Annotated in this window: 21 protein-coding genes; 14 read left to right on the forward strand and 7 right to left on the reverse strand. The window is 59.4% G+C overall.

All coding sequences use genetic code 11. The features are described 5' to 3' along the window. Positions 1–137: 137 nt before the first annotated feature. Positions 138–1,157 (reverse strand): hypothetical protein, encoded by a 1,020-nt coding sequence (locus AB5Z14_RS07350; protein WP_368130920.1) that lies wholly within the window; start codon positions 1,155–1,157, stop codon positions 138–140. 435 nt (positions 1,158–1,592) lie between these two features. Between AB5Z14_RS07350 and AB5Z14_RS07355 the strand changes: the two genes are divergently transcribed. Then, positions 1,593–3,590 carry a DNA gyrase/topoisomerase IV subunit B gene (locus AB5Z14_RS07355; RefSeq protein ID WP_368130921.1) on the forward strand — a complete coding sequence of 666 codons (1,998 nt, stop codon included), beginning with the start codon at positions 1,593–1,595 and terminating at the stop codon, positions 3,588–3,590. 45 nt (positions 3,591–3,635) lie between these two features. Then, positions 3,636–5,876 carry a DNA gyrase subunit A gene (locus AB5Z14_RS07360; RefSeq protein WP_368130922.1) on the forward strand — a complete coding sequence of 747 codons (2,241 nt, stop codon included), beginning with the start codon at positions 3,636–3,638 and terminating at the stop codon, positions 5,874–5,876. Between the two features lie 121 nt (positions 5,877–5,997). Here the strand turns inward: AB5Z14_RS07360 and AB5Z14_RS07365 are convergent, their stop codons facing one another. Beyond that, positions 5,998–6,528, reverse strand: coding sequence for a flavodoxin family protein (locus AB5Z14_RS07365; RefSeq protein WP_368130923.1), 531 nt, complete (start codon positions 6,526–6,528; stop codon positions 5,998–6,000). 319 nt (positions 6,529–6,847) lie between these two features. Here AB5Z14_RS07365 and AB5Z14_RS07370 point away from each other — a divergent pair, with 319 nt between their 5' ends. After that, positions 6,848–7,765 (forward strand): LPXTG cell wall anchor domain-containing protein, encoded by a 918-nt coding sequence (locus AB5Z14_RS07370; protein ID WP_368130924.1) that lies wholly within the window; start codon positions 6,848–6,850, stop codon positions 7,763–7,765. A 631-nt stretch (positions 7,766–8,396) separates the two neighbouring features. Here AB5Z14_RS07370 and AB5Z14_RS07375 read toward each other — a convergent pair. Next, a complete protein-coding gene (locus tag AB5Z14_RS07375) occupies positions 8,397–8,723 on the reverse strand; it encodes a winged helix-turn-helix transcriptional regulator (protein ID WP_117803809.1) in 327 nt (108 codons plus the stop codon). A 151-nt stretch (positions 8,724–8,874) separates the two neighbouring features. On the opposite strand from AB5Z14_RS07375, the gene AB5Z14_RS07380 reads away from it, so the two are divergent. After that, entirely contained in the window at positions 8,875–9,228 is a 354-nt protein-coding gene (locus AB5Z14_RS07380; protein ID WP_117803810.1) for a cupin domain-containing protein, read from the forward strand. On the opposite strand, the gene AB5Z14_RS07385 is transcribed toward AB5Z14_RS07380, so the two are convergent. After that, entirely contained in the window at positions 9,225–9,782 is a 558-nt protein-coding gene (locus AB5Z14_RS07385; protein ID WP_368130925.1) for a TetR/AcrR family transcriptional regulator, read from the reverse strand. The two genes, AB5Z14_RS07380 and AB5Z14_RS07385, sit on opposite strands and share 4 nt — an antisense overlap. Positions 9,783–9,925: 143 nt before the next feature. Between AB5Z14_RS07385 and AB5Z14_RS07390 the strand changes: the two genes are divergently transcribed. The 7 genes from AB5Z14_RS07390 (at position 9,926) to AB5Z14_RS07420 (ending at position 16,177) form a co-directional block, all read left to right on the forward strand. Continuing rightward, positions 9,926–10,891 carry an SIR2 family NAD-dependent protein deacylase gene (locus AB5Z14_RS07390; protein ID WP_368130926.1) on the forward strand — a complete coding sequence of 322 codons (966 nt, stop codon included), beginning with the start codon at positions 9,926–9,928 and terminating at the stop codon, positions 10,889–10,891. 87 nt (positions 10,892–10,978) lie between these two features. Next, the gene (locus AB5Z14_RS07395) at positions 10,979–11,593 is read left to right on the forward strand and encodes an SIR2 family NAD-dependent protein deacylase (protein ID WP_368130927.1); all 615 of its coding nucleotides are present in this window, start codon (positions 10,979–10,981) and stop codon (positions 11,591–11,593) included. Then, positions 11,581–12,429, forward strand: a complete 849-nt coding sequence (locus AB5Z14_RS07400; protein ID WP_368130928.1) for an SIR2 family NAD-dependent protein deacylase — start codon at positions 11,581–11,583, stop codon at positions 12,427–12,429. The genes AB5Z14_RS07395 and AB5Z14_RS07400 overlap by 13 nt, the downstream gene beginning before the upstream one ends. A gap of 215 nt (positions 12,430–12,644) precedes the next feature. Beyond that, positions 12,645–12,995 carry a class B sortase gene (locus tag AB5Z14_RS07405; RefSeq protein WP_497496123.1) on the forward strand — a complete coding sequence of 117 codons (351 nt, stop codon included), beginning with the start codon at positions 12,645–12,647 and terminating at the stop codon, positions 12,993–12,995. A gap of 238 nt (positions 12,996–13,233) precedes the next feature. Then, positions 13,234–13,875: a hypothetical protein gene (locus tag AB5Z14_RS07410; RefSeq protein ID WP_368130929.1), complete on the forward strand. Its 642-nt coding sequence runs from the start codon at positions 13,234–13,236 to the stop codon at positions 13,873–13,875. A gap of 11 nt (positions 13,876–13,886) precedes the next feature. Continuing rightward, positions 13,887–15,047 carry a hypothetical protein gene (locus tag AB5Z14_RS07415; protein WP_368130930.1) on the forward strand — a complete coding sequence of 387 codons (1,161 nt, stop codon included), beginning with the start codon at positions 13,887–13,889 and terminating at the stop codon, positions 15,045–15,047. 710 nt (positions 15,048–15,757) lie between these two features. Continuing rightward, entirely contained in the window at positions 15,758–16,177 is a 420-nt protein-coding gene (locus AB5Z14_RS07420; RefSeq protein WP_368130931.1) for a YjdF family protein, read from the forward strand. Positions 16,178–16,385: 208 nt separating this feature from the next. Here AB5Z14_RS07420 and AB5Z14_RS07425 read toward each other — a convergent pair whose 3' ends face one another. Next, entirely contained in the window at positions 16,386–16,835 is a 450-nt protein-coding gene (locus tag AB5Z14_RS07425; protein WP_368130932.1) for a hypothetical protein, read from the reverse strand. Between the two features lie 562 nt (positions 16,836–17,397). Between AB5Z14_RS07425 and AB5Z14_RS07430 the strand changes: the two genes are divergently transcribed. The 3 genes from AB5Z14_RS07430 (at position 17,398) to AB5Z14_RS07440 (ending at position 19,565) form a co-directional block, all read left to right on the forward strand. Next, positions 17,398–18,027: a class I SAM-dependent methyltransferase gene (locus AB5Z14_RS07430; RefSeq protein WP_368130933.1), complete on the forward strand. Its 630-nt coding sequence runs from the start codon at positions 17,398–17,400 to the stop codon at positions 18,025–18,027. Further along, a complete protein-coding gene (locus tag AB5Z14_RS07435; protein ID WP_368130934.1) occupies positions 18,014–18,619 on the forward strand; it encodes a class I SAM-dependent methyltransferase in 606 nt (201 codons plus the stop codon). Before AB5Z14_RS07430 ends, AB5Z14_RS07435 begins: the two co-directional genes overlap by 14 nt. A gap of 115 nt (positions 18,620–18,734) precedes the next feature. Beyond that, the gene (locus AB5Z14_RS07440; protein ID WP_368130935.1) at positions 18,735–19,565 is read left to right on the forward strand and encodes a class I SAM-dependent methyltransferase; all 831 of its coding nucleotides are present in this window, start codon (positions 18,735–18,737) and stop codon (positions 19,563–19,565) included. Positions 19,566–19,660: 95 nt separating this feature from the next. Here the strand turns inward: AB5Z14_RS07440 and AB5Z14_RS07445 are convergent, their stop codons facing one another. Both AB5Z14_RS07445 and AB5Z14_RS07450 read right to left on the reverse strand, forming a co-directional pair. After that, on the reverse strand, positions 19,661–20,545 hold the full coding sequence (locus AB5Z14_RS07445; protein ID WP_368130936.1) for an ROK family protein: 885 nt from the start codon (positions 20,543–20,545) through the stop codon (positions 19,661–19,663). A gap of 79 nt (positions 20,546–20,624) precedes the next feature. Continuing rightward, on the reverse strand, positions 20,625–21,749 hold the full coding sequence (locus tag AB5Z14_RS07450; RefSeq protein ID WP_172676343.1) for a glycoside hydrolase family 172 protein: 1,125 nt from the start codon (positions 21,747–21,749) through the stop codon (positions 20,625–20,627). Between the last annotated feature and the right edge of the window lie 6 nt (positions 21,750–21,755).

Raw genomic sequence — 21,755 nt, forward strand, 5'->3', positions numbered from 1 at the left:
CGTTTGTCTCCACCCGCATAGCGGGTGGGTTGAAGCTGGCCGCTGCGCGCCCAGCAGACTAAAGTCTTGAACCAAAAGGGCTGGCCCCGATAAATCGAAGCCAGCCCCGAGTCGCCTGACGTGGGGATCGCAATCCGTTACTTGAGCTTCAGCGCCTCCATCATGGGCACGGCAGCATCCCAGTCAATCTTCCAACCAATCGACACGCGGACGGTCTCGCCCGTTGCGGGAGCCGTCGCAAACAGCGTATGGCCGTTGTCGGGGCCGGTAAAACGCAGCCACGTTATGCCGTTGTACTCGACCTGGTCGGTTGTTGTTTCCTTGCCTTCGAAGACCTGCTCTAGGCTTGCGACCTCTTCCTCCGGCGAGCGCGGGAAGATGCTGATGTGCAGGCGTCCTCCAGTCTCGTCATGGAAGAAGTCTGCCTTTTCGTGCTCTTCGTTGGACGAATCCAGCGTGTACCCATCGGCGGCCTCGATACTGTACGATGCGCAATCGATGCCTGTTAAATCTGCCTTCTCGCCAGAATCGGCCACGCCACCGGCCGCCTTGAACTCCTTGGTCTCGCATCCCGTGGTGTCAAAGTGCATGGCCTCATGATTCTTGGCGGGGGCGTAAGCGTCTACGAACTCGACAGTGATGGGCCCGTAGTACGCCGTCTTGGGCGCCCAGAAATACACGTACTCAACGGTCTCGCCCGGACCGATATCTTGCCTCTTGGAAAGGTCGATGCCCTCGTGAAGCTCATCGGGAGCCTCGCTTACAACGTAGTCGAGCACGGCCGCCTTGCCGGAAGTAAATAACGGGTCGCCTGCCTCAAGATCGCCCTGGGCAGCATGCACGTTAAAGGAGCTAAACGTCCTGTTCTTTGTGTTGTTGTTGGTGATCTTGACGTGCAGGTAAAAGCCGTCCTGCAGCTTAGCGTCGCCGCGATAGAACGTACCGTGGGCTACCGACTCATAGGTTATGCCAGCCACCTCGACCGTCTGCGACTCATAGGCCTTGGCCTTCTTCTCTACGGGAGCACTGCCGCCCGAGCTGCCAGCCGAGCCGCTCGGAGCACCACCGCCACAGCCGGCCACCGAACACGCCAGCACGGCCGAAAGCGTCACGGTGGGAATTCCTAACAGCAGCTTTTTCGTCATGGGCTTCATCATCCTCACCGCTCCTTTCGGCTTGCAGCTCATCCGCTGCCCGAGGCTTTCGTCGGCCCCGTGGCATCGGCTTCCACTATGAGCGTATGACGAAAAGCGGCGCAGGCGAAGTGACCCGTGGCCCAAATAACGCCCCGTTAGATCCCCTTTCAGGCCAAAAGGGCCGTGGTTCGCATACCCTCGGCCCATAAAACGAGACGTCTGTCCCAATGTTCGATTTGAACCAACAGCCGCAAACAAGATAGGGCCCCTTCAGCCGCCTTCAAACTTACTCGGACAGAACCGACTCGGTTTTGCCCGAGTAAGCGCCGTTGCACCAAATTCCGAACGATTGTTCGATGGATTTCGTGTTAGGTGGAATCGCCCGCGGGCCGGGCTATGCTACCTTGACTATCTATACGACTTAAATGCACAAGAGGAAGCACCAAGAGAGCGAGTATGGCAAAAAACACCGCAAACTATGGTAACGACAGTATCCGCCAGCTCAAGGACGAGGAACGCGTACGTCTGCGCCCCGCCGTCATCTTTGGCTCGGACGGACTCGACGGCTGCGCGCATGCCGCCTTCGAGATCCTGTCCAACGCCGTTGACGAGGCGCGCCAGGGCTACGGCAAGCTCATCACCCTTACCGCCTTTCGCGATGGCTCCATCCAGGTAGAGGACAACGGCCGCGGCTGCCCGCTCGACTGGAACCCCTCCGAGAAACGCTTTAACTGGGAGCTCGTCTTCTGCGAGCTCTACGCCGGCGGCAAATACAACAACAACCAGGGCGGCAACTACGACTTCTCGCTCGGCACCAACGGCCTGGGCTCCTGCGCGACCCAGTACGCTTCTGAGTACATGGACGTCACGGTTTGGCGTGACGGTAACAAATACTCTCTGCACTTTAAGAAGGGTAAGGTCGTCGGCGCCAAAAAGAAGGCGCTCGAGATTGAGCCCAGCGACGAGAACCGCACCGGCACCACCATCAAGTGGCGCCCCGATCTTGAGGTCTTCACCTCCATCAGCATCCCCCACGATTGGTATCGCGAGACCATGCGCCGCCAGGCCGTGGTCAACGCCAACGTTACCTTCCGCCTGCGCATCGAGGGCGACGATGGCGAGTTTTCCGAAGAGGACTTTTGCTACCCCAAGGGCATCGAGGACTATGTGCTCGAGAAGGTCGGTGCCGACTACCTCACCGAGCCCTTCTTTATCGAGGCCGACCGCCGCGGTCGCGACCGCGAGGACCTGCCCGACTACAACGTCAAGATCACCGCGTGCATGTGCTTCTCGCGCACCTTCATGATGCAGGAGTACTACCACAACTCGTCATGGCTCGAGAACGGCGGTTCGCCCGAAAAGGCCGCCCGTAGTGCTCTGACCAGCGCCATCGATGCCTACATCAAGCAACAGGGCAAGTACAACAAAAACGAGAGCGGCATTAAGTGGCAGGACGTCCAGGACTGTCTGGTGCTGGTGACCAACTGCTTCTCCACCCAGACGTCCTACGAAAACCAGACTAAGAAGGCCATCAATAACCGCTTTATCCAGCAGGCGATGACGGCATTCTTTAAGGAGCGCCTCTCGACCTATCTGATCGAGAACAAAGACGCCGCCAACAAGATCATGGAGCAGGTGCTCATCAACAAGCGCTCGCGCGAGAACGCCGAGAAGACGCGCCAGAGCATCAAGACCAATCTGCAACAGAAGACCGACATGGCCAACCGCGTGCAGAAGTTCATCGACTGCCGCTCCAAAGACAAGGACCGTCGCGAGATCTACATCGTAGAGGGCGACTCGGCAGCAGGCGCCATCCGCACCTCGCGCGATGCCGAGTTCCAGGGCGTTATGCCCGTTCGCGGTAAGATCCTCAACTGCCTGAAGGAGGACTACCCGCGCATCTTTAAGTCCGACATCATCATGGACCTCATGCGCGTGCTGGGCTGCGGTGTGGAGATCAAGGACAAGCGCATCAAGAACCTTGGCGCCTTTGACCTGGACAACCTCAACTGGAACAAGGTCATCATCTGTACGGACGCCGACGTCGACGGTTACCACATCCGCACGCTCGTACTCACCATGCTCTACCGCCTGGTGCCCACGCTTATCGACGAGGGCTACGTCTATATCGCCGAGTCGCCGCTCTACGAGATCAACTGCAAAGAGAAGACCTACTTTGCCTACACCGAGCTCGAGAAAAACGGCATCCTCAAGGAGATTGGCGACCAGAAGTGCTCGATCAACCGCTCCAAGGGTCTTGGTGAGAACGACCCGGACATGATGTGGCTCACCACCATGAACCCCGAGACGCGTCGCCTGATCAAGGTGGAGCCCGAGGACGTCACCAAGATGGAAACCATGTTCAACCTGTTGCTGGGCAACGACGAGGCGGGCCGCAAGCGCCATATCTCCGAGCACGGCAAGGAATACCTGGACCAGTTGGACCTGCAATAGCAGCAAATCGATAACGACGGCCCATAAGAAGTTCAAGAGGAAATCGTGGCAAAGAAGAAGACGAAGAACCAGCCAAAGAAAAAGCAGGTCAACGCCGAGAACGTCATCGGCCTGCACTCCGAGGTCACCGACCAGCCGATCACGCAGACGCTCGAGGTCAACTACATGCCCTACGCCATGAGCGTCAACGTCTCGCGTGCGTTCCCCGAGATTGACGGCTTTAAGCCCTCGCACCGCAAGCTGCTCTACACCATGTACAAGATGGGTCTGCTCAAGGGCGAGCGCCAGAAGAGCGCCAACATCGTGGGCCAGACCATGAAGCTCAACCCGCACGGCGATGCCGCGATCTACGAGACGATGGTGCGTCTGGCAACCGGCAATGAGGCGCTGCTTGCCCCCTTCGTGGAGTCGAAGGGCAACTTTGGCAAATACTATTCGGGCGACCTGAGCTACGCCGCCTCGCGTTATACCGAGGCCAAGCTCTCCCCCATCAGCGCCGAGATCTTCAAGGACATCGACAAGGACCCGGTCGACTTCGTCGACAGCTACGACGGCGCCATGAAGGAGCCGCGCCTGCTGCCCACCACGTTCCCCAACATCCTCGTCTCGGCCAACAAGGGCATCGGCGTCGCCATGGCATCCGATATCTGCGGTTTCAACCTCAACGAGGTCTGTACCGCCACAATGCATTACCTGCAGGATCCCGACTGCGACCTGCTCGAATATATGCCCATGCCCGATTTCTCCACCGGCGGTGAGATCATCTACCGCCGCGAGGAGATGGAGAAGATCGTCGAGACCGGCCTGGGCAGCTTCCAGATCCGCTCCCGCTGGCGCTGGATTCCCGAAGAGCGCATCATCGAGGTCTACGAGATCCCCTACACCACCAAGACCGATGTCATTATCGAGCGCATCGTCAAGCTCTCCAAAGAGGGCAAGGTCAAGGAGATCGCAGACATTCGCGACGAGACCGACCTTTCGGGTCTGCGCATCGCTATCGACCTTAAGCGCGGCGTCGACCCCGACAAGCTCATGGCGAAGCTCTATCGCTCGACCACGCTGCAGGATTCGTTCTCGTGCAACTTTAACGTGCTGGTCGACGGCTATCCCCGCGTTATGGGCGTGCGCCAGATCCTGCACGAGTGGGTCAAGTGGCGTATTGAGTCCACGCGCCGCCGCATTAACTTTGACCTGGGCAAAAAGTCCGAGCGCATGCACCTGCTGCACGGCCTTGAGGCAATTCTGCTCGACATCGACAAGGCGATTGCCATCATCCGCGGCACCAAGCTCGAGGCCGAGGTCGTGCCCAACCTTATGAAGGGTTTCGACATCGACGAGACCCAGGCCGAGTTTGTTGCCGAGCTCAAGCTCCGCAACATCAACGAGGAGTACATCCTCAACCGCACCAAGGACATTGCCAAGCTCGAGGGCGAGATTGCCGAGCTTGAGGAGATCCTCTCCAGCGAGGAGAACATCAAGAAGGTCATCAGCGACGAGCTGGCCGCGGTCAACAAGAAGTACGTGATGCCGCGCCGCACGGGCAGGATCGAGCCCCATGAGGTTATCGAGGTAAGCTTGGAGCCCGAGGTCGAGGAATACCCGGTCACCATCATGCTCTCGCGCGATGGCTACCTTAAGAAGATGACGGACCGCGTGCTCAAGAAGGCGACCACGCTCAAGTACAAGGACGGCGACAAACCCTTTATCGAGTTCCCGTCCTCCAACACCCACGAGCTGTTGGTCTTTACCAACAAGAGCCAGGTGTACAAGTGCAAGGTTGCAGCGTTTGAGGACACCAAGTCGGCCCAGCTGGGCTCGTACCTGCCCACCGATCTTGAGATGGAACCCGACGAGAGTGTCATCTGGGTCATCGACCCCGAGGACTATAAGGCCGACGTGCTGTTCGTCTTTGAGAACGGCCGCGTGGTCCGCGTCGCGCTTTCTGGATACGTCACCAAGACCAACCGCAAGCGCCTCAAGAACGCCATCTACGGCGGCAGCAAGCTGCTGTATGCCCAGGTGCTCAAGGAAGATCGCGACCTCGCGCTGGTCTCGAGCGACTATCGTTTGATGAACTTCAACACGTCGCTGCTCAAGACCAAGACGACCACCAACACGCAGGGCGTCCAGGCCTTTACGGCCAAGAAGGGCCGCTCGGTCACCACCGTCGGCACGACCGAGGAGATTCTTGGCGCCGGCGTCTCGGCCGAGAAGTTCACCGCGCAGAGCCTCCCCTCTGCCGGTGCCCTCATGAAAGAAAACGACATGCCGAGCCTGTTTGACTAACGCGATTGGTTAAAACCGCGGGAGTCGTACCGCCACAAATCCGTAAAAGAAAGGGTCCCGGGGCGCGATTAACTGCACTCCAGGGCCCTTTCTTTTACCATTTGCTCGCAGAAGTGCACTCTCACGCCAGCTTGCGAGCGAGCTCTCGCACCTCTTCCAACTTGGGCGACGATGCCATGCTGTCGCGCTCGGTCATGCCGCTAATGGTGACAATGCCCTGGTCCTCCCACTTGCAGTATGCGCAGGTTGACTTGTACATGGCGATCGCCGCGTCATAGACACCCTCGCTGTGGCTATCGAGTAAAAGGGCCGTCTTGGTGAACGGGAAGCCCGTAGCACCGAAGGCGTACAGGCGGTCGATGGCGGCCTTCTCCTGCGCAGTGATATCAAACCAGTAGATAGGCGAAGCGAAGACAACCATATCGGCGCCCTTCAACGACTCGATCACATCGGCCATGTCATCCTTCTGCACACAGGTGCCCTCATGGGTAAAGCAGTACTGGCATCCCAGACAACCAGCGATCTTTTTGCCGGCAACGCGGACGACCTCGACCGTATTGCCGCCCTCACGCGCAGTCTCGGCAAACACCTCGACCATGGTATCGGTATTGGCGCCCTTACGCGGGCTACCACTCAATACAACGATATTCATAGGAATCTCCCTCCTTCATGCCGCAGGCGCGCGGCACACATTTCGTTGTAACCAAAACAGATGGAGCTATTCAGTCGTCCGCAGACCACATCTCTCGTTCGTGCTCTCTAGACATAATCTCATTGCCTGATAACTCCTCGACTGTCTTGACTCTCTCCGAGAATTGAACAGCAAATCGTTGCTCGCAAAGTATCGCCTGTGGGAAAATTAACTTGAGCTTTCTCCCTGCTCGCGTAAGCGTTCGCGTGAAAGAGCCTAGCCGCATCGGCCAGGCGCAATATAGATCCGCGGAAACCGGCCTACGAACAAGGAGCGCCTTATGTATGGACAGCATGCACCACAAACCCAGAACGATCGAACCAGCTCGTTTATCCGCAGCGTCAAGCGTCATGTGGGCGTTAGAGCAGTCGCCTTCGGAGCGATTATTCTTGTGTCAGGGCAGCTCTTGCTACCCAATTCGGCACTAGCGGCCGAAACGCCCGAACCCGATGCTGCAACGCCCATCACCCGCAGCGAAGCCAACACGGACGGCAACTTCACAGCTACCACCGTTGTCGACCATAACTATGACTTGGAGCTCCCTCCTGCCTTCATGTTGGTCCAGAATGAGGCGTTTGTATACGACTTCCCCGACAAACCCGAGGATTTCGGCTACGGGCCTAACGACACCATCCACCTCTTCAAGGTCGACACCGATACCAAAAGCCTTATAAAAACCGAGAACCCCAAAGAAGCCAGCGTCTCTATTACGCTGACCATGATCGACAATCACGTAAGAGCAACCGTAGTCTTTACAGGCGGCTACGCCGACGACCAAATCCCTTATAGACTAAACCTCGCCAGCTCAACCCTCCTTGGCACACACGTTGACCGTGACTACGATAGCGGCCAGGGGATTATGCGCGAAACGCGGCACGACTACTACATCCGCTGCGTCTTCGACAGCGACGTGCAATTGATTGCAACCGACGTGACCGATCCCGAGCCCAGCCCTGACGTTAAACCGAACCCAGAGGTAAAACCCGAACCGGAAACCAAGCCCGAGCCCACACCGCAGCCCGAGGCAGAAAAGCCCGCGGCAAATCCCGTTTCCGCCAAGGCAGTAGCGGCGGTTAAACCAGCCGGGACCACCCTACCCGCGACGGGCGACAACGGTGCGATGGCAGTTGCCCTGAGTGTTGCCGGTGGTGTAGTTGTAGCAGTTGGCATTTCCGCAACAAGGCGTCGCAACCGCTAGCCAGCATTTCGTACCTCGCAGACAAAGATCCATCCCCGCTCCGACGAGCCTTACTCACCGAGAAGATTCTTCCCCACAGAAATGAGCCTCTTTCCAACGGCCGCCTTCACGCCAATCATTACAACCACGTGGACAGTGCGGGCTTCGAGGTCCGCAGCAAGGACGTCCCCCGATGCCCGCAGTGCGGCTGGCAACTCGTGCTGTGGGTGCGAAACGACACGTTTCTGCAGGGCGCGGCGTGGCGCGAGGGCCTCAGGCGATACGGGCCGATTTGGGCACCCTGCTCACGACGACGATTTGAATGCAAGCGAATTCCCGACAAGCATGACAATGCATATGTCGTCATGCTTGTCGGAACATATGACGGCTATCTAGCGTCCAGCCGAGCCATCAATTAGACTTGACTTCGAGTAACTCGAATGCACTAACCTGCGGTTTTGTAAGAGGGATACCGCGTAGCAGCGACGAGCTGCACGAGCGGGTCGCTGGAGGGGACGTTCGGACCCGAGTCCGAGCACTTTGTCTACAGTTGCCTATACACCACCAACGTTCTGCGAAAGCGACGGCACCTCACGGGAGAACTGCCATCGTACTCGTCGCCGCGCTCCGCCCCCCCTAAGCGATGTGCCTGCTACGAAACAATTGTCTTGTAATAAGCGCCGAAGTCTGCCAGCGAGTCCATGATGGGCATCATCTGGCGGCCGAGCTCGGTAAGGCCATACTCAACGCGGGGAGGATTCTCGCCATAGTCATGGCGAAAGACCAGCCCATCATCCTCCATCTGCCGCAGGCTGTCGGTAAGCACCTTCTGAGAGATCCCCTCCAGGTTGCGGCGCAACTCGTTGAAACGCCAAGGGCGTACGCGTAAGTTACGAATAATGAGCAGTTTCCACTTGCCGCCAATGAGCGCTACCGCCGTTGCGACCGGACACTCCGGAAGCTCCTCTTTCGCCATCATGGGAGACCAAACCTCCTTGACCATACCGGTTTCACAAAAAGGCACGCAGTTACAAATATGTGCGTACTCGTATTTGCATGCGCTTTCGCGTTGAATATATCTCACGCAGGAGATGCCTGCAAGGTAAATCAACCCCAAGAGAGGAACCATTATGGCTAATTATGCAAAGACCCACATCGGCAATGAGAGCCGCGTTGAGCTGCACGAGGTGCTCGGGCTTACCGGGGCAGAGGTGAGTATCAACAGTCTTCCCGCCGGCGCTGGCGTTCCGTTCGTCCATGCACACAAGGAAAACGAGGAGATCTATGGCGTGCTCGAGGGCGCAGGCTCGGTCACGATCGACGGTGAGGATATCGAGCTTGCGGCCGGCGACTGGCTGCGCATTTCCCCCGCTGCGCATCGTCAGTTCCGCGCCGCGTCCGACTCGGGGATCACATACGTCTGCATTCAGGTCAAGCAGGGATCCCTCGATGCCTTCACGGCCGACGACGCCATCATGTTCTAATTCGCGATTAATCTGCAAGGGGCCGATACCGCCCGCATGCCCCCTTCGGAATAGGCGCTGAGCAGCTCCTGGGCGTGGGCGAACTCGGGTCTCCGCCTCCAACCGAGCAGGCGGTTGACCGCGAGATTTCCCTGGACGTTGTGGACGAAGAGCAGGTAGGCGTCCTCGCGCGAAAGCCCAGTCTCCTCCATGATCGAGGGAACCATCTGCTCAGCGCCGCGCTCGACGACGTGCTGTGCCACCCGGGCGTACGCGTCGTCATCCGAGTAGAGCAGATAATAGTCATCGTTTGCCGGCGGCCGCTGGCAGAGGGCGCCCGCCTCCGTTCCCTCGAGCGGCGGCGCCGCCGCCAGGGCCTCGTCGATAAGTGCATCGAGTAGCGCGAACTTATCCTCGTAGTGCAGATAGAACGTGCCGCGGTTGATATCGGCGCGGCGGCAGATATCCGCCACCGTCATCTTCGCGAAGCCGACCTCGGCCAGCAGCGCGAAGAACGCCTCCCGTATGACCGAGAGCGTATAGCGTCGGCGACGGTCTATCTTCCCCGTTTCCATTACCCCTCCAATTGCAACGCTCGACAATGCCCGGCAAACGCTCGTTTATCGACAGCAGGCCGAAGCTGTTCATTGCTCTTAAGCAAATCGACATGGATACTTTTTATAGACATCTGTTTATAATAGCTGAAAGAAGGTATCCAGTGACTCAGTACGAGCAGCTCGTTATCGAGCTCACCAACCGATCGTTTTCCCATCAGGCCGCCTACCGCACCGGCGGCACGCCCTATGAGCTGAGTGCCCGCGAGCCCGAGCCCTACGACCAGCAAATCGAAACGTTTGCCCGCATGATCGAGGAAGCCGATTGCGTGCTGGTGGGCGGGGCCTCCGGGCTCTCCGCGGCGGGCGGCGGTGACTTCTACTACGAGGACAACGCGACTTATCGCAGACATTTCGGCAAGTTCGCCGAGCGCTATGGCTTCAAGGGGGCCTTCGAGGGGTCGTTCTATCGCTGGCCCACCGCCGAGGCGCGCTGGGGCTATCTTGCCACCTTCCTCGACACCACGCTCAACGCCCCGCTGCGCCAGCCCTACAAGGACCTCGACGCTATTCTTGCCGAGAAGGACTTCTTTGTGCTCACCACCAACCAGGACACGCAGTTCGTAAAGATCTACCCTTGGGAGAAGGTAGCGGAGATCCAGGGCGACCACCGCTTCTTCCAGTGCTCCCGCTGCTGCACCGATGACGTATGGGATGCGACCGAGCCCGTCTCCCGCATGATCGAGGCCATGGGAGACGACCTAGAGGTTCCAACAGAGCTCGTGCCGCGCTGCCCGCACTGCGGGGCCGAAGCGTTCCCCTGGGTTCGCGGCTACGGTAACTTTTTGCAGGGCGAACTCTACGAGGAACAGTACCGCAAGGCGTCCGACTGGCTTGACGCGCACGCGCATCAGAAGATTCTTTTCCTCGAGCTGGGCGTGGGTCGCATCACGCCTGCGTTTATCCAGGAGCCGTTCTGGGCCCTCACGGCGCAGTTACCGCAAGCCAGCTACATCGCCGTAAACAACAAGACGCAGTTTCTCCCCCGCGCGATCGAGGATCGAGGGCTTGCCGTTCGCGCCGATATCGCCGACGTGCTCGCCGACGTGCGCAAGACGCTGGGGAGGTAGCGCATGGAGACGGCGAAAGCAGTTCGCATAGGCAGGGCGCTAGCCGAGGCGGATCTTGTCATCATCGGCGCCAGCAACGGACTCGACATGGCGGAGGGGCTCAACCTCTTCCGCGCCGATGATCATTTTTGGGAGGCGTACGGGGACCTCGCCCAGACCGACGGTATCGGCTGCATACTGCAGAGGCTCGCCTCCCCGGATGCCGGCGTGCGACGCCGATGGGCCGAGCGGTTTCATCAAAAGGAATATCTCGAATATAAGCCCAGCTCGCTCATGAACGGACTGCGGCATCTTACGGAGCACGCCGACACCTTCGTGATCACGTGCAATATCGACGGGCACTTCGCGCGCGCTGGGTTCGACGAGAACCGCGTTCTCGAGACGGAGGGGAGCATACGCACGTCGGTCGACGAGCGGCGTCTCGCCCATCCAGACACCCTCGCCACAGCCCAGCTCGAGAAGCTCGAGTGCCTTGTGCGCACCCATCGCAACGGCAGGGTCGCCATCCTCGAACTTGGCGTGGGGCTGCGCAACGGCGTCATAAAGCGCATGCTCGCCCAGATCGCGAACGCCTGCGAGCACGCCACCTACATCGTATTCAACTACAGCCAGACCATGGCACCCGATGCATCGTGCGAGACGATTCTCGTCGACGGCGATATGGTTCCGGCTTTCGAGGAGATCGCCCGATGCCACCCCTAGAAAGAGAAGCGCGTAGACTTCGAAGCCTTATCGACGATGCCGACGCCATCATCGTCGGCATCGGCTCGGGCATGTCGAGCGCCGCCGGGTTCAACCATTACAACCGCGCGGGCATGGCGCGCGCAGGAATGGCGGACTGGCAGCAAGCCTTTGGCTTCAAGAGCCTTTTCGACGGTTTTTACCACCTCTACCCCAGCCTCGAGCAGCAATGGGCCTACTACGCGCGATACATCGACTTCATGCTGCGCGAGCCGGCCTCGCAGCCCTATCTCGACCTACGGTCCCTCATCGGCAACAAGGACTACTTCATCCTGAGCACCAACGTGGACACCCAGGTCGAGAAGACGTTTCCCGCCGAGAGAACCTGCAACTACCAGGGAAGCTTCGCACACCTTCAATGCAAACAGCCATGCTGCGACGAGCTCTTCGACGCGAGTCCCTACGTCGAGCGTATGCTTGCGGGCATGGCGGGGTTCGAAATCCGAAGCGAGGATGTCCCCCGATGCCCGCACTGCGGCTGGCAGCTTGTGCCGTGGGTGCGCGACGACACGTTTCTGCAGGGTGCGGCATGGCGCGAGGGCCTCGGGCGATACGAGCGCTTCGTGCGCGAGCGCGGTAGTAGCCGCGTGCTGTTGCTGGAGCTCGGCGTGGGCGAGATGACCCCCGGCATCATCACGCTCCCGTTCTGGAGCATGACCGCAAAGCTGCCGGATGCGCATCTGTTGAGCGTAAACATCTCGGGCGACTCGGCTCCGCTGCAGCTTGGAAGCAAGGCAGAGGCGATCCAGGCCGATTTGGGAGCTCTGCTCTCGGTGGCGCAGACAGGCGGCGAGTAACGCGCAATCCATCGCGACGTGTGAGTTCGCGATCTGGGACGTTGGTGCAATTAGAAGATGAGCCCTTCCTTTTCGGAAAGTCGCCCGTTTAGCTGATAGCTCTCAAAAATGAGGCGCAGCAGCCACATGTAAATGCAAGGGCGGCAGTCCGATGCTTCGACGCCGGGTGCGCGCAGGGCGTCGATAGCCCGCTCGTCATCGCCTACGGGCGCCACATGTCCGACGGCACCATGTTCGCACCGCTCGCGCAGTACTCTTCGCGCACCTTCACCGAGGCGCACCGCACCATCTGTGTCTACACCCGCGACGAAGAAATCGAGCTCGAGGTCTTCGCAGTGGACGTGGTGGACGCGAGCTCGGAGGACAAGCGAACCGACTTCGCAGACGTGGCGGCGCCCGACTCCTACCTCGGGGACAAATTGTCCCGATGCGAGGTCGTCCTGGAAGAACCGAAAGACATCGCCCAAGCCTGGGCCTTCGTCACCTGCAGCTACCAGACAAGCAACTCGCGCACCGTGGTCTACGCGAAGGAGGTAAAGGGGTGGGATTCGCGTTCTTCGGAATAGGGCTCCTCATGGGGCTCCTCACGCACACGGCCTACGCCTGCTGCGCAGCCGGCGACGACGAACGAGATTAGGAGTTGCAGATCGAAACTACAACCAAATATGGCCCTTCGACCCCTTGCCGATATATCTCGGCAAGGGGTTTTGCATGTGGTGAGATAATTTACGCACTTGATAGAAACAAGACGCTGCCGGCTGCTTCTCGATAAGCTTCCGGTTGTCCATGAACAGAGGTGCGCAATTGGGAAAGATAAAGCTGCAAGACGTCAAAAGGGTTATCGACATCGGAAAGGACGTCCTGCCCTTCGTTGAACCCGCCGTGGACAAATACGGGCCCGCTCTGATTGACTGGGGACAGCAGAGGGGAAAGCAGGCAGCGAATAGCCTCGGAGAAGCCAGGGACTCATTCCTTTCAAAAGGCCAGGCAATCAAAGATAGGAAGGAGCAGCAAAAGACACTCGAGGAAGCCCGCAAGAAGGCCGTGGCAAGCTCGCTTCCGCCGATCTCCGCGAAAGAGTTCTTCGAGAACTTTGAGAACAACGTCTCCAGCGAAGCCGACCTCAGCGATGGGTACATGGCAATCGCCGGCTGCTACGCTGTTGTCACGATGAAATCGGCACGAGAGAAAGATCCTTCCGCCTACGAGGACGTCTATGTCGGTTGCGGCAAATCCATGGGCTTCAGCATATACGCCCAGCTTTGCGGTTTCGGCAACGTCGATGTCTACGCCGACTTCAAGTTCAAAAGACCCATGATGATCCTGCTCTTTCCGTGTGAGGAGAAAGACCTCGAGAGCCGCCATGAGGCCCTCGTCAGGGATCTTCAGGCCGAGAGCTCGTACAACAAATGGGACGTTCTGGCACGCTCCGATGAGGCGAGATAGGCACTAAGAGCATGAGCGATAAAGAGCTTGCGCCGATTAGCGTCGAAGTTGTTGCGATCGATGACCTCGACGGTATCAAGGTCATCGCGAACACCAATGCGAGCAAAGAGAACAACGCCGGCATCGGAGAGCGGGCGGACGCCTTTCTCGGCCTCGCCTCGGACGTCATAGACCTCGTCGAGGGAAAGCAACTCTACAAAGTCGAGGTCCCCGAAGGCTACAGCCTCAAGGACCTCGTCGCCTCGAAGAAGGATCCGGAAGCGGTGAGAGCCCTCGTCCGAGACCCAAAGGGTCGTCTGAGCGGCGACGTCTCTCTCAAAGCCACCGGGGTCAGCCCCGCGCAGATCGCCAGCATCGGCCTTGCCGCGGCGGCAATGGTTGTCGGCCAGGCGTACATGACCGAAATCGGCGACAGCCTCCAGCGCATCGACGCCAAGCTGGAATCGATCGCCTCCATGATCGCCGGCGATCAGAAGGCGAAGGTCAAAAACGCCCTGGACATCGCCAGAACCTACGCAGCCTTACACGACGATTACCTCCAAAAGCCCGCCGAGGCGCGCCAGGCGGCAAGAAACGAGATCGAGAGCAGGTACAACGATGTCGGTCAGGTAATCGATTGGATTACCGAGCAGCTCGCCGGCGTCGAAGACGAGGTCAGGGGCACCGCCGAACGCGAGAAGAACCTCGAACCGCTGCTTAAAGAGATCCAATCCTACGAGGCCCAGTTCGGCATGTGCCTCCAGGCCCTGTCGGCGCTCGCAATGACGCGCATGTACTACGACGGCAGCATGGACGACCGCAGCGCCCTCATCGAAGAGCAGCGGATACTCGACAAATCTCAGGGATTCCTGAAAAAGAGGCAGACCCTCGCGGCTCTCATGGAGATGAAGATCGGGGGCATGAAAGGGGCGCCCATCGCGCTTCCTCGCGGCGCCCGGGGGAACGTCCTCAAAAGGCTGGTCTCCCAGACGCCAAGAGCCGCCGCAAAGGAGCAGATCCTCGAGGCCAAGGTCGAGATGCGCGCGAGCCTACGCTCGGGAGAGTCGAAACTGAGGTCCGAAGCCGAAGATCGAAAAGGCGAGATCGAACGCATCGCAGCGGCATCCCGGACAGCCAGGACGCTGCTCACGGACGGAACCGACTGCTGGCTCATCGACGATCAGGAAGATTAGAAACCAAGAAAAAGAGGAGGGCAATTGCCCGCCTCTTACTACATCACCCACTTGAACACGGCGTGGAACAGCCAGACGAATAAGCCCAGCGTGACCTTTAGCACCGCCTTGAGGAACCTACCAAGCCTCTTCATCGACGTCACCCCAATCTTCCTTGACCTTGCGGTCGCCGTCTTCGGTGCCCTCTTCCTTCTCTTCCGCGAGCAGCCTCGCCAGCTCCTCCGGCACGCCCGGAACCTCCGCGCGGCCGGAATGCCGTCCGCGGGCGCGTCGGCGCGCCAGCCGTCGCGCACCTGGCGCCAGTTCGCCGTGAGCCAGATATCCACCCGCCACGTGCGCGAATGCTGTTACTTGCCATCTCAAAGCCCTCGCGCAGCTGCACCTCGTCGATGAAGAGGCGGCTCTGGGCGCCCTCGAGCGCCCAGAGCCGCTCCATGCACGTAGCGCGGTCCACCCATGCCGTCATCCGCTCCCTCTCGGTTTCGAAACTCGAATATTTTTTAAGTTTCGAAACCGATAAGGAGCGAATCTCGGTCGCGCCATGTCGGCAGCAATGTCGGGGCGCGTCCGCGCGTGCTACAATCCAACCACCAGAGATGAAAACACAGTCCCCGTCGGGTAGTCGTGGGCGTGCGCTAGTCCGCATCAGTAACCTGCCTCCTTGGTTGTCCCTTCTCTGCATGGTCATCTACATAAAGGAGGAACCAACCATGCAGATCAGCGTGTCGTCCACCCTGACCGTATATCACGACGGCCAATTCTGGGTCGGGCTGGCGGAGCATGTCGAGGACGGCAAATACGGCGTCACCCGCATCGTCTTCGGCGCAGAACCGTCCGATGAGGAGATTTTGCAATTCGTTGTCGGCAAATGGGAGAAGCTCTCGTTCTTCGGTGGCGAACCGGCTGAGGCAAGCAAGCCCGCGAAGAACCCCAAGCGGCGCGCTCGCGAGGCGGCGAAAGCCCTCAAGCAGCCAGCGATGAGCACCAAGGCGCAGCAGGCTCTCGCGGCACAGCGGGAAGCGATGAAACGGGAGTCGGCTCAAGCAAGAAGCCAGCGTCGCACGGATGAGGCGGAGGCGCGCTTCGAGCAGCGAAAGCTGAAGCGCAAGCAGAAGCATCGTGGGCATTGATCGCCATTTGCAGCAAGGCAAACCATATACAGCAGCGGCGCCAGTTCCACTTGAAGCCGACGCCGCGTAGACGCTGATGGTGACGGCTATGCACGGGCACGGGCGCGCCACCGCACTTCACAGCTTGTTTCTCAAGTATTTGGGACGCACACGCGGCGTTCAAAAATGCGGAGCGACTCTGTATGGCTCGAGACTGAGCCGAGGTGCCCTACTTCTCGCCCTCCAGCAGCCCCACGATGCAGTCGATGTCGACGGCAAAGCGAGGCCTTCCCTCGTGCTCGTAGCGGTCGAGGTATGCCTGGCACTCGGAGACAATGCGCTTGGTGTTGCCGTCGATGATGCGCTGAAGTGTCTCGTAGTAGGCCGAGCCCTCGGTCCTAAAGCGGCGCTGGTAGACCTTGGTTATGGGGAACATCTTGATGTAGTGGATGCCGTGGCGGCAGCCGGGGCGCGTCGTGGGACGGGGTGGCAACGCAAAGTACTGGTCTTTGGGCACGTTGGGGGCGATGTTGGAACGCAGCGGCACGGCGAAGTCCCTGCGCTTGCCGCGGAAACGCAGCCTCACCACCACGATGCAGGGGCGGTCGCGCTTAAGCATGAGCTCACGGTCGCCATCGACGAGGTCGAAGAAGTCCTGGGAGATGGATACGATCTTCATCGGTTACGCCCCTTCATACGAAGCGGGGCCCGCATCGCTGCAGGCCCCTACAGGTGGGCGATATTCTACGCCTTGCGGCACCCCGTCGCCCACGGAGGTTAAACGTACACGTAAGCCGTACTCTGAAAGCCGCGGCTTCCGGCAAGTAGTTTATACCACGAAAGGTCGCTTTCAATGCGCATAGCTCGCAAAATAACACTCGCCGGGCCGTCGCCCCTGGCCGTTACCCTCCAATCTTCATTGGAGTCAGCAGGTCAATTCATATAGTCATGGGGTTTATCCTGAAGGAAATCAAATTTATGCCCCCATAACTAAGGAATTTTCTATTCCCACTCAATAACTAGAGCCCTGGTGTAATTGGCTGGATCACCGTTCCGGGAACCGGTATCGACCTACCTGTCCGCCAAGCTCCTTCTTCAGTTCCAGCCTAGTATCTGACTCGCGCCGCTATAAGCGAAAACCGAAGAGATGCGTCTTAGCCAAGAAAATGAGATTAGCCTTATCTTACTGCATGATTCGTGTGTTATAGTTAGATGGCTCTAACTGTTTGGGGGCGATAGCCATGCACGAACGCAAGGGCTTCTGGGACAAGAATGCCGGTCGGTACGACCGTTTCATGCGAAAGGACCGGGCGGCGTATGAGAAGATGTATGGGCTTATCCGGCCGGTAGTGAAAGCAAAAACCGTACTGGAGGTTGCCACCGGCACGGGGCTTATCGCAAAGAACATCGTGAATGCGGCGGCGCACATCGAGGCTACAGACGCTTCTGCAAAGATGATCCTTGAAGCAAAGCGGGACAATCAATCCGCAAAGCTGCACTTTTCCGTACAAGATATGTTCCGCCTGCCCTATGCACAGAAGTCCTTCGAAGTGGTGATCGCGTCCAACGCGCTTCACATAGTGCCGCATCCGGAAAAGGCCCTGCAAGAAATCAGGCGGGTGCTGAAGGACGACGGCATGCTCATCGCGCCAACCTTCACCCACGCGGGAAACTCGGTTTCCGGCAAGGCAAAAGCCCTTTTCATGAGTATGGCGGGATTCCCCCTCCACAGCAGGTGGACAAGCGAGGAATACCTACGTTTCCTGCGTCAAAACGGCTGGGCGGTGCAGAAAAGCGCGGTGCTGAAGGCCTCGTTCCCGTTGACCTATGCGGAATGCACGAAATCGGAGGGGCCAGATGTCGTTCTTTGAAAACACCCGCAAGCCCGTGGGCCTCGGTGGAAAACTTATGGTTGCCATGATGAACCTGGGCCACAGCCCTGTGGCGCGGTGGGGACTTCGATTTCTACGACTTGCGCCAAACGCCAAGGTGCTGGATTGCGGCTGCGGCGGCGGGGCGAACATAAAACGACTGCTGGAAAAATGCCCGCATGGCGTCGTCAAGGGCATCGACTATTCGCCCGTCAGCGTGGAGAAGGCTAGAAAGCTCAACCGAGTTGCAATTCAGGAGGGGCGTTGCGCCGTTCTGCAAGGCAGCGTGGCGGATATGGTGTTTGAGGATAGCTACTTCGATGCTGCCACGGCCTTTGAGACCGTCTATTTTTGGCCTGATTTGCCCCGATGCTTCCGTGAGGTCTGGCGGGTGCTGAAGCCGGGCGGGACAATTCTTATCTGCAACGAGAGCAATGGCGATACGGACAAGGACGAGAGGTGGACGCAGATCATCGGCGGCATGACCATCTACAAGGACATTGAATTAAAGGCATGTCTGGAGCAGGCGGGTTTTCACGAGGTGCAGATACACAAAAAGAAAAAGTGGCTCTGCGTCACGGCGCGGAAGTAAGGGCATCAAGCACGGGCGTTTTTGCATCTATCCTGCACATGGCGATAGGCATGACGGTCATAGCGGCTGTGCTGGCGGCAATTATGACAGTATTTATTCACTGAGGAAGAAACCTATGAAATGTAAAATTGAGAAAAACACCGTGCAGGAGACGCTGATCCTCCCGCTGTATTCCCGGAAGCTGTGTACGGAGTTGTACCCGAACCTTTACAGGGATGAAACAGCGGTTCGCCTGCTCGACCAGATCGACTACGACTTTTCAGAGGCAGAGAAAAACTCCCGCAGCCTGATGCAGCGCTTTGGTGCGCTGGAGGTGGCCACACGGCAGAGTGATCTTGCTTTCGAGGTGCAGGATTACCTGAAAGGCCACCCCAATGCGGCGGTAGTCAATCTGGGCTGCGGGCTGGACAACACCGGCAGAACCTGCGACAACGGTAGATGCAAGATCTACAATCTGGACTTCCCGGATGTGATTGCCTTGCGGCAGCAGCTACTGCCCGCCGGGGATCGAGAACAAAATATCCCCTGCGACCTGAAAGACACCGCATGGTTTAGCAAAATCGATGCCTCCCGCGGGGCGGTGTTCTTTGCCTCCGGGGTGTTCTATTACTTTCTGACCCAGCAGGTCCGGGAACTGGTGCGGGGGATGGCGGACGCTTTCCCCGGAAGTGTGCTGGTCTTTGATGCTGCCAATCGGACGGCGGTAAAGATAATCGCAAAAACATGGCTTAAGACTGCAAAAATCAAGGATGTGGGGGCATATTTTGCGGTTTCGGATGCCGCCAAGGAAATCGGCACGTGGGACAGCCGTCTGCAGGTCACAAGTCGCGGCTATATGCTGGGCTACAACGATTTGAGAGACCCTTCTGTCAGCGGCTTTTTCCGGTTTCTCGCAAGGGTCGGTGACAACGGGATGAAAATGCAAATCGTGAAAATAAGATTTTGAGAGGCAAAAATGCAAAAGACGAGCACTTCTTGCCGCTCAATTGGCAAGAAGCGCTCGTCTTTTCTTAACGCGTTGTATGGCGGAGAGAGCGCAAGTTACGCGAGCGTCCTTCTTGCCAGCTCGGCCGCGCCGAGGATTCCTTGGTCGCCGCCGCAGCCCGGGGCGCAGATGTAGCTCTCCATGTCCTTAAGCTCGGCGGTCTGGATGTAGCCACCCAGATATTCGAGGGTCTTCTTGCGGACGATGCCGTAGAGCTGCTCCTGGTGCATCACGCCGCCGCCGAGGACGATGCGGCGAGGCGAGTACATGAGCACGAGGTTCGCGCACATCTGCCCCAGATAATCCCCCTCGAGCGCCCACGCCTCATCGTTGTCCGCGAGCTCGGCCGCGGGCTTTCCCCAGCGCGCGGCGATGGCGGGGCCGGAGGCGAGGCCCTCGAGACAGCTCGCGTGGCTCGGGCAGACGCAGCGTCCCTCCTCGGTGGGACGGGTCCTTACCAGCATGTGGCCGGCCTCGGGGTGCAGCATGCCGTGAAGGAGCCTGCCCGCGCACATGACGCCCGCGCCCACGCCGGTGCCGATGGTCACGTAGACGGCGTCCTCGAGCCCCTTGCAGCAGCCGAAGACCACTTCGCCGAGGCAGGCAACGTTCACGTCCGTGTCGTAGGCCACCGGAATCCCGAGGGCGTCGGCGAACGCGGCGCGAAGACCATAGCCTCGCCACGCGAGCTTGGGCGTCTGGAGGATGGAGCCGTAGCGCTCATCGTTGGGGTCGACGCAGGTCGGGCCGAAGGCGCCGATGCCCAACGCGTCCACATCGCGGGCGGTGAACCACTCGACCATTTGCGGGACGGTCTCGGCGGGCGTAAGCGTCGGGGTCTCCATACGGTCGAGGACCTCGCCGTCGCCGGACACCACGGCACAGACCATCTTGGTCCCGCCGGCCTCGAGGGCGCCGAGCCTCATTTGCTTTTCGCTCATGTGATCCTCCTTACAAAGGGACGCCCGCAGTCATGGTCAACCGCGGGCGCCCATAACGTTGGCTTGTTTCGAGGCGACCCTACCTGGGCACGCGGTCCTGCCTTGCGGCAAACGGGGCGAGCACGGCGTGCGGCTCGCTTTGGTACCAGTAGGCGACGGTGGAGATGTCGTCCTCGCGCTCGTAGAGCTTGATGTCGTCGTTGCCGAGGTCCTGGAACGTCACGCGCAGGTCCTCCTTGAACGAGATCGGGTCGGGAAGGTGCCACCTGTAGAGGCCGTGCCTGGGCAGCGCGTCGTCGTTGGTCGCGAGCATCGGGTTCGGGTTCGGCTTGCCCGCGCTGAAGCGGTCGCGCGTGGCGTCGCGCGTCGAGCGGTACGGGTAGCCGGCGAACAGCGTGTTGAAGCACTGCGCCTCGGGCAGCGCGTGGGGCGGCCTGTCGAGGAAGGCCCAGGCACCGCCGAAGTAGTCCTCGGCTCCCGTCGAGGTGACCGTGGGGAACTCCTCGTCGCCGTCGAGGAAGAACTTCATCTCGCCCTCGCCCCACCAATAGCGCTCCAGGGCGCACAGGGCCATGTAGGTGCCGACGTAGTAGCCCTTACCGCGCACGCCGTCGAGCACGGTGTAGTCGACGCCCCTGCGGGTGCTGCGCTCGCGGTTAAAACGGGCGTGGAAGTACATGGCGTCGTCCGGCACGTCGGTGAGCGCGTAGTTGAACGTGTAGAAGATGTACTTAATGAACCCGGGGTGCTCGCTCGTAAGCGTGACCTTGGCGTGCTTCCTGAAAGGCATCTCGAAGTAGCAGTTCATGCCGCCCGTCGGGTTCACGCAGATGGGCATCGAGTTGACGATGGCGCGCTCACCGAAGCCGTTGCAGAAGAAGTCGCCGACAGGGCACTCGACCGAGGGGGTCTCCTCGTCGTCCCAGTAGAAGCGCAGCACGAGGTCGCGCATGACGAAGCTGCCGGCGGCGGTCTTGTCGGGGACGGTCATCCAGATGTGGCGGATGATGCCGGGGCCCTCGATGTCCGCGAGCGTGATGGTCTCGCCGGACTCAAGGGGCACGCAGCACGAGCCCTTGCGGCCGACGCCGAGGTGGCTGGCCGACATGGCGGCACGGCCCTTCTCGCCCGTGATGTTCTCGGGGGTGATGGCGCGGCTTTCCTCACCGCCGTGCATCCACACGTCCTTAAGGAACTCTCTCATCGTCGA

It is taken from the genome of Collinsella aerofaciens, assembly GCF_040910265.1.
Lineage (GTDB): Bacteria > Actinomycetota > Coriobacteriia > Coriobacteriales > Coriobacteriaceae > Collinsella > Collinsella aerofaciens_BK.

Coding starts and splice junctions, on each gene's coding strand:
- AB5Z14_RS07425 (WP_368130932.1), bottom strand. CDS start 16,835: ATGAAGATCGTATCCATCTCCCAGGACTTCTTCGACCTCGTCGATGGC.
- AB5Z14_RS07370 (WP_368130924.1), top strand. CDS start 6,848: ATGTATGGACAGCATGCACCACAAACCCAGAACGATCGAACCAGCTCG.
- AB5Z14_RS07435 (WP_368130934.1), top strand. CDS start 18,014: ATGTCGTTCTTTGAAAACACCCGCAAGCCCGTGGGCCTCGGTGGAAAA.
- AB5Z14_RS07395 (WP_368130927.1), top strand. CDS start 10,979: ATGGCGGAGGGGCTCAACCTCTTCCGCGCCGATGATCATTTTTGGGAG.
- AB5Z14_RS07350 (WP_368130920.1), bottom strand. CDS start 1,157: ATGATGAAGCCCATGACGAAAAAGCTGCTGTTAGGAATTCCCACCGTG.
- AB5Z14_RS07380 (WP_117803810.1), top strand. CDS start 8,875: ATGGCTAATTATGCAAAGACCCACATCGGCAATGAGAGCCGCGTTGAG.
- AB5Z14_RS07450 (WP_172676343.1), bottom strand. CDS start 21,749: ATGAGAGAGTTCCTTAAGGACGTGTGGATGCACGGCGGTGAGGAAAGC.
- AB5Z14_RS07445 (WP_368130936.1), bottom strand. CDS start 20,545: ATGAGCGAAAAGCAAATGAGGCTCGGCGCCCTCGAGGCCGGCGGGACC.
- AB5Z14_RS07400 (WP_368130928.1), top strand. CDS start 11,581: ATGCCACCCCTAGAAAGAGAAGCGCGTAGACTTCGAAGCCTTATCGAC.
- AB5Z14_RS07430 (WP_368130933.1), top strand. CDS start 17,398: ATGCACGAACGCAAGGGCTTCTGGGACAAGAATGCCGGTCGGTACGAC.
- AB5Z14_RS07440 (WP_368130935.1), top strand. CDS start 18,735: ATGAAATGTAAAATTGAGAAAAACACCGTGCAGGAGACGCTGATCCTC.
- AB5Z14_RS07365 (WP_368130923.1), bottom strand. CDS start 6,528: ATGAATATCGTTGTATTGAGTGGTAGCCCGCGTAAGGGCGCCAATACC.
- AB5Z14_RS07355 (WP_368130921.1), top strand. CDS start 1,593: ATGGCAAAAAACACCGCAAACTATGGTAACGACAGTATCCGCCAGCTC.
- AB5Z14_RS07420 (WP_368130931.1), top strand. CDS start 15,758: ATGCAGATCAGCGTGTCGTCCACCCTGACCGTATATCACGACGGCCAA.
- AB5Z14_RS07385 (WP_368130925.1), bottom strand. CDS start 9,782: ATGGAAACGGGGAAGATAGACCGTCGCCGACGCTATACGCTCTCGGTC.
- AB5Z14_RS07375 (WP_117803809.1), bottom strand. CDS start 8,723: ATGATGGCGAAAGAGGAGCTTCCGGAGTGTCCGGTCGCAACGGCGGTA.
- AB5Z14_RS07415 (WP_368130930.1), top strand. CDS start 13,887: ATGAGCGATAAAGAGCTTGCGCCGATTAGCGTCGAAGTTGTTGCGATC.
- AB5Z14_RS07405 (WP_497496123.1), top strand. CDS start 12,645: ATGTCCGACGGCACCATGTTCGCACCGCTCGCGCAGTACTCTTCGCGC.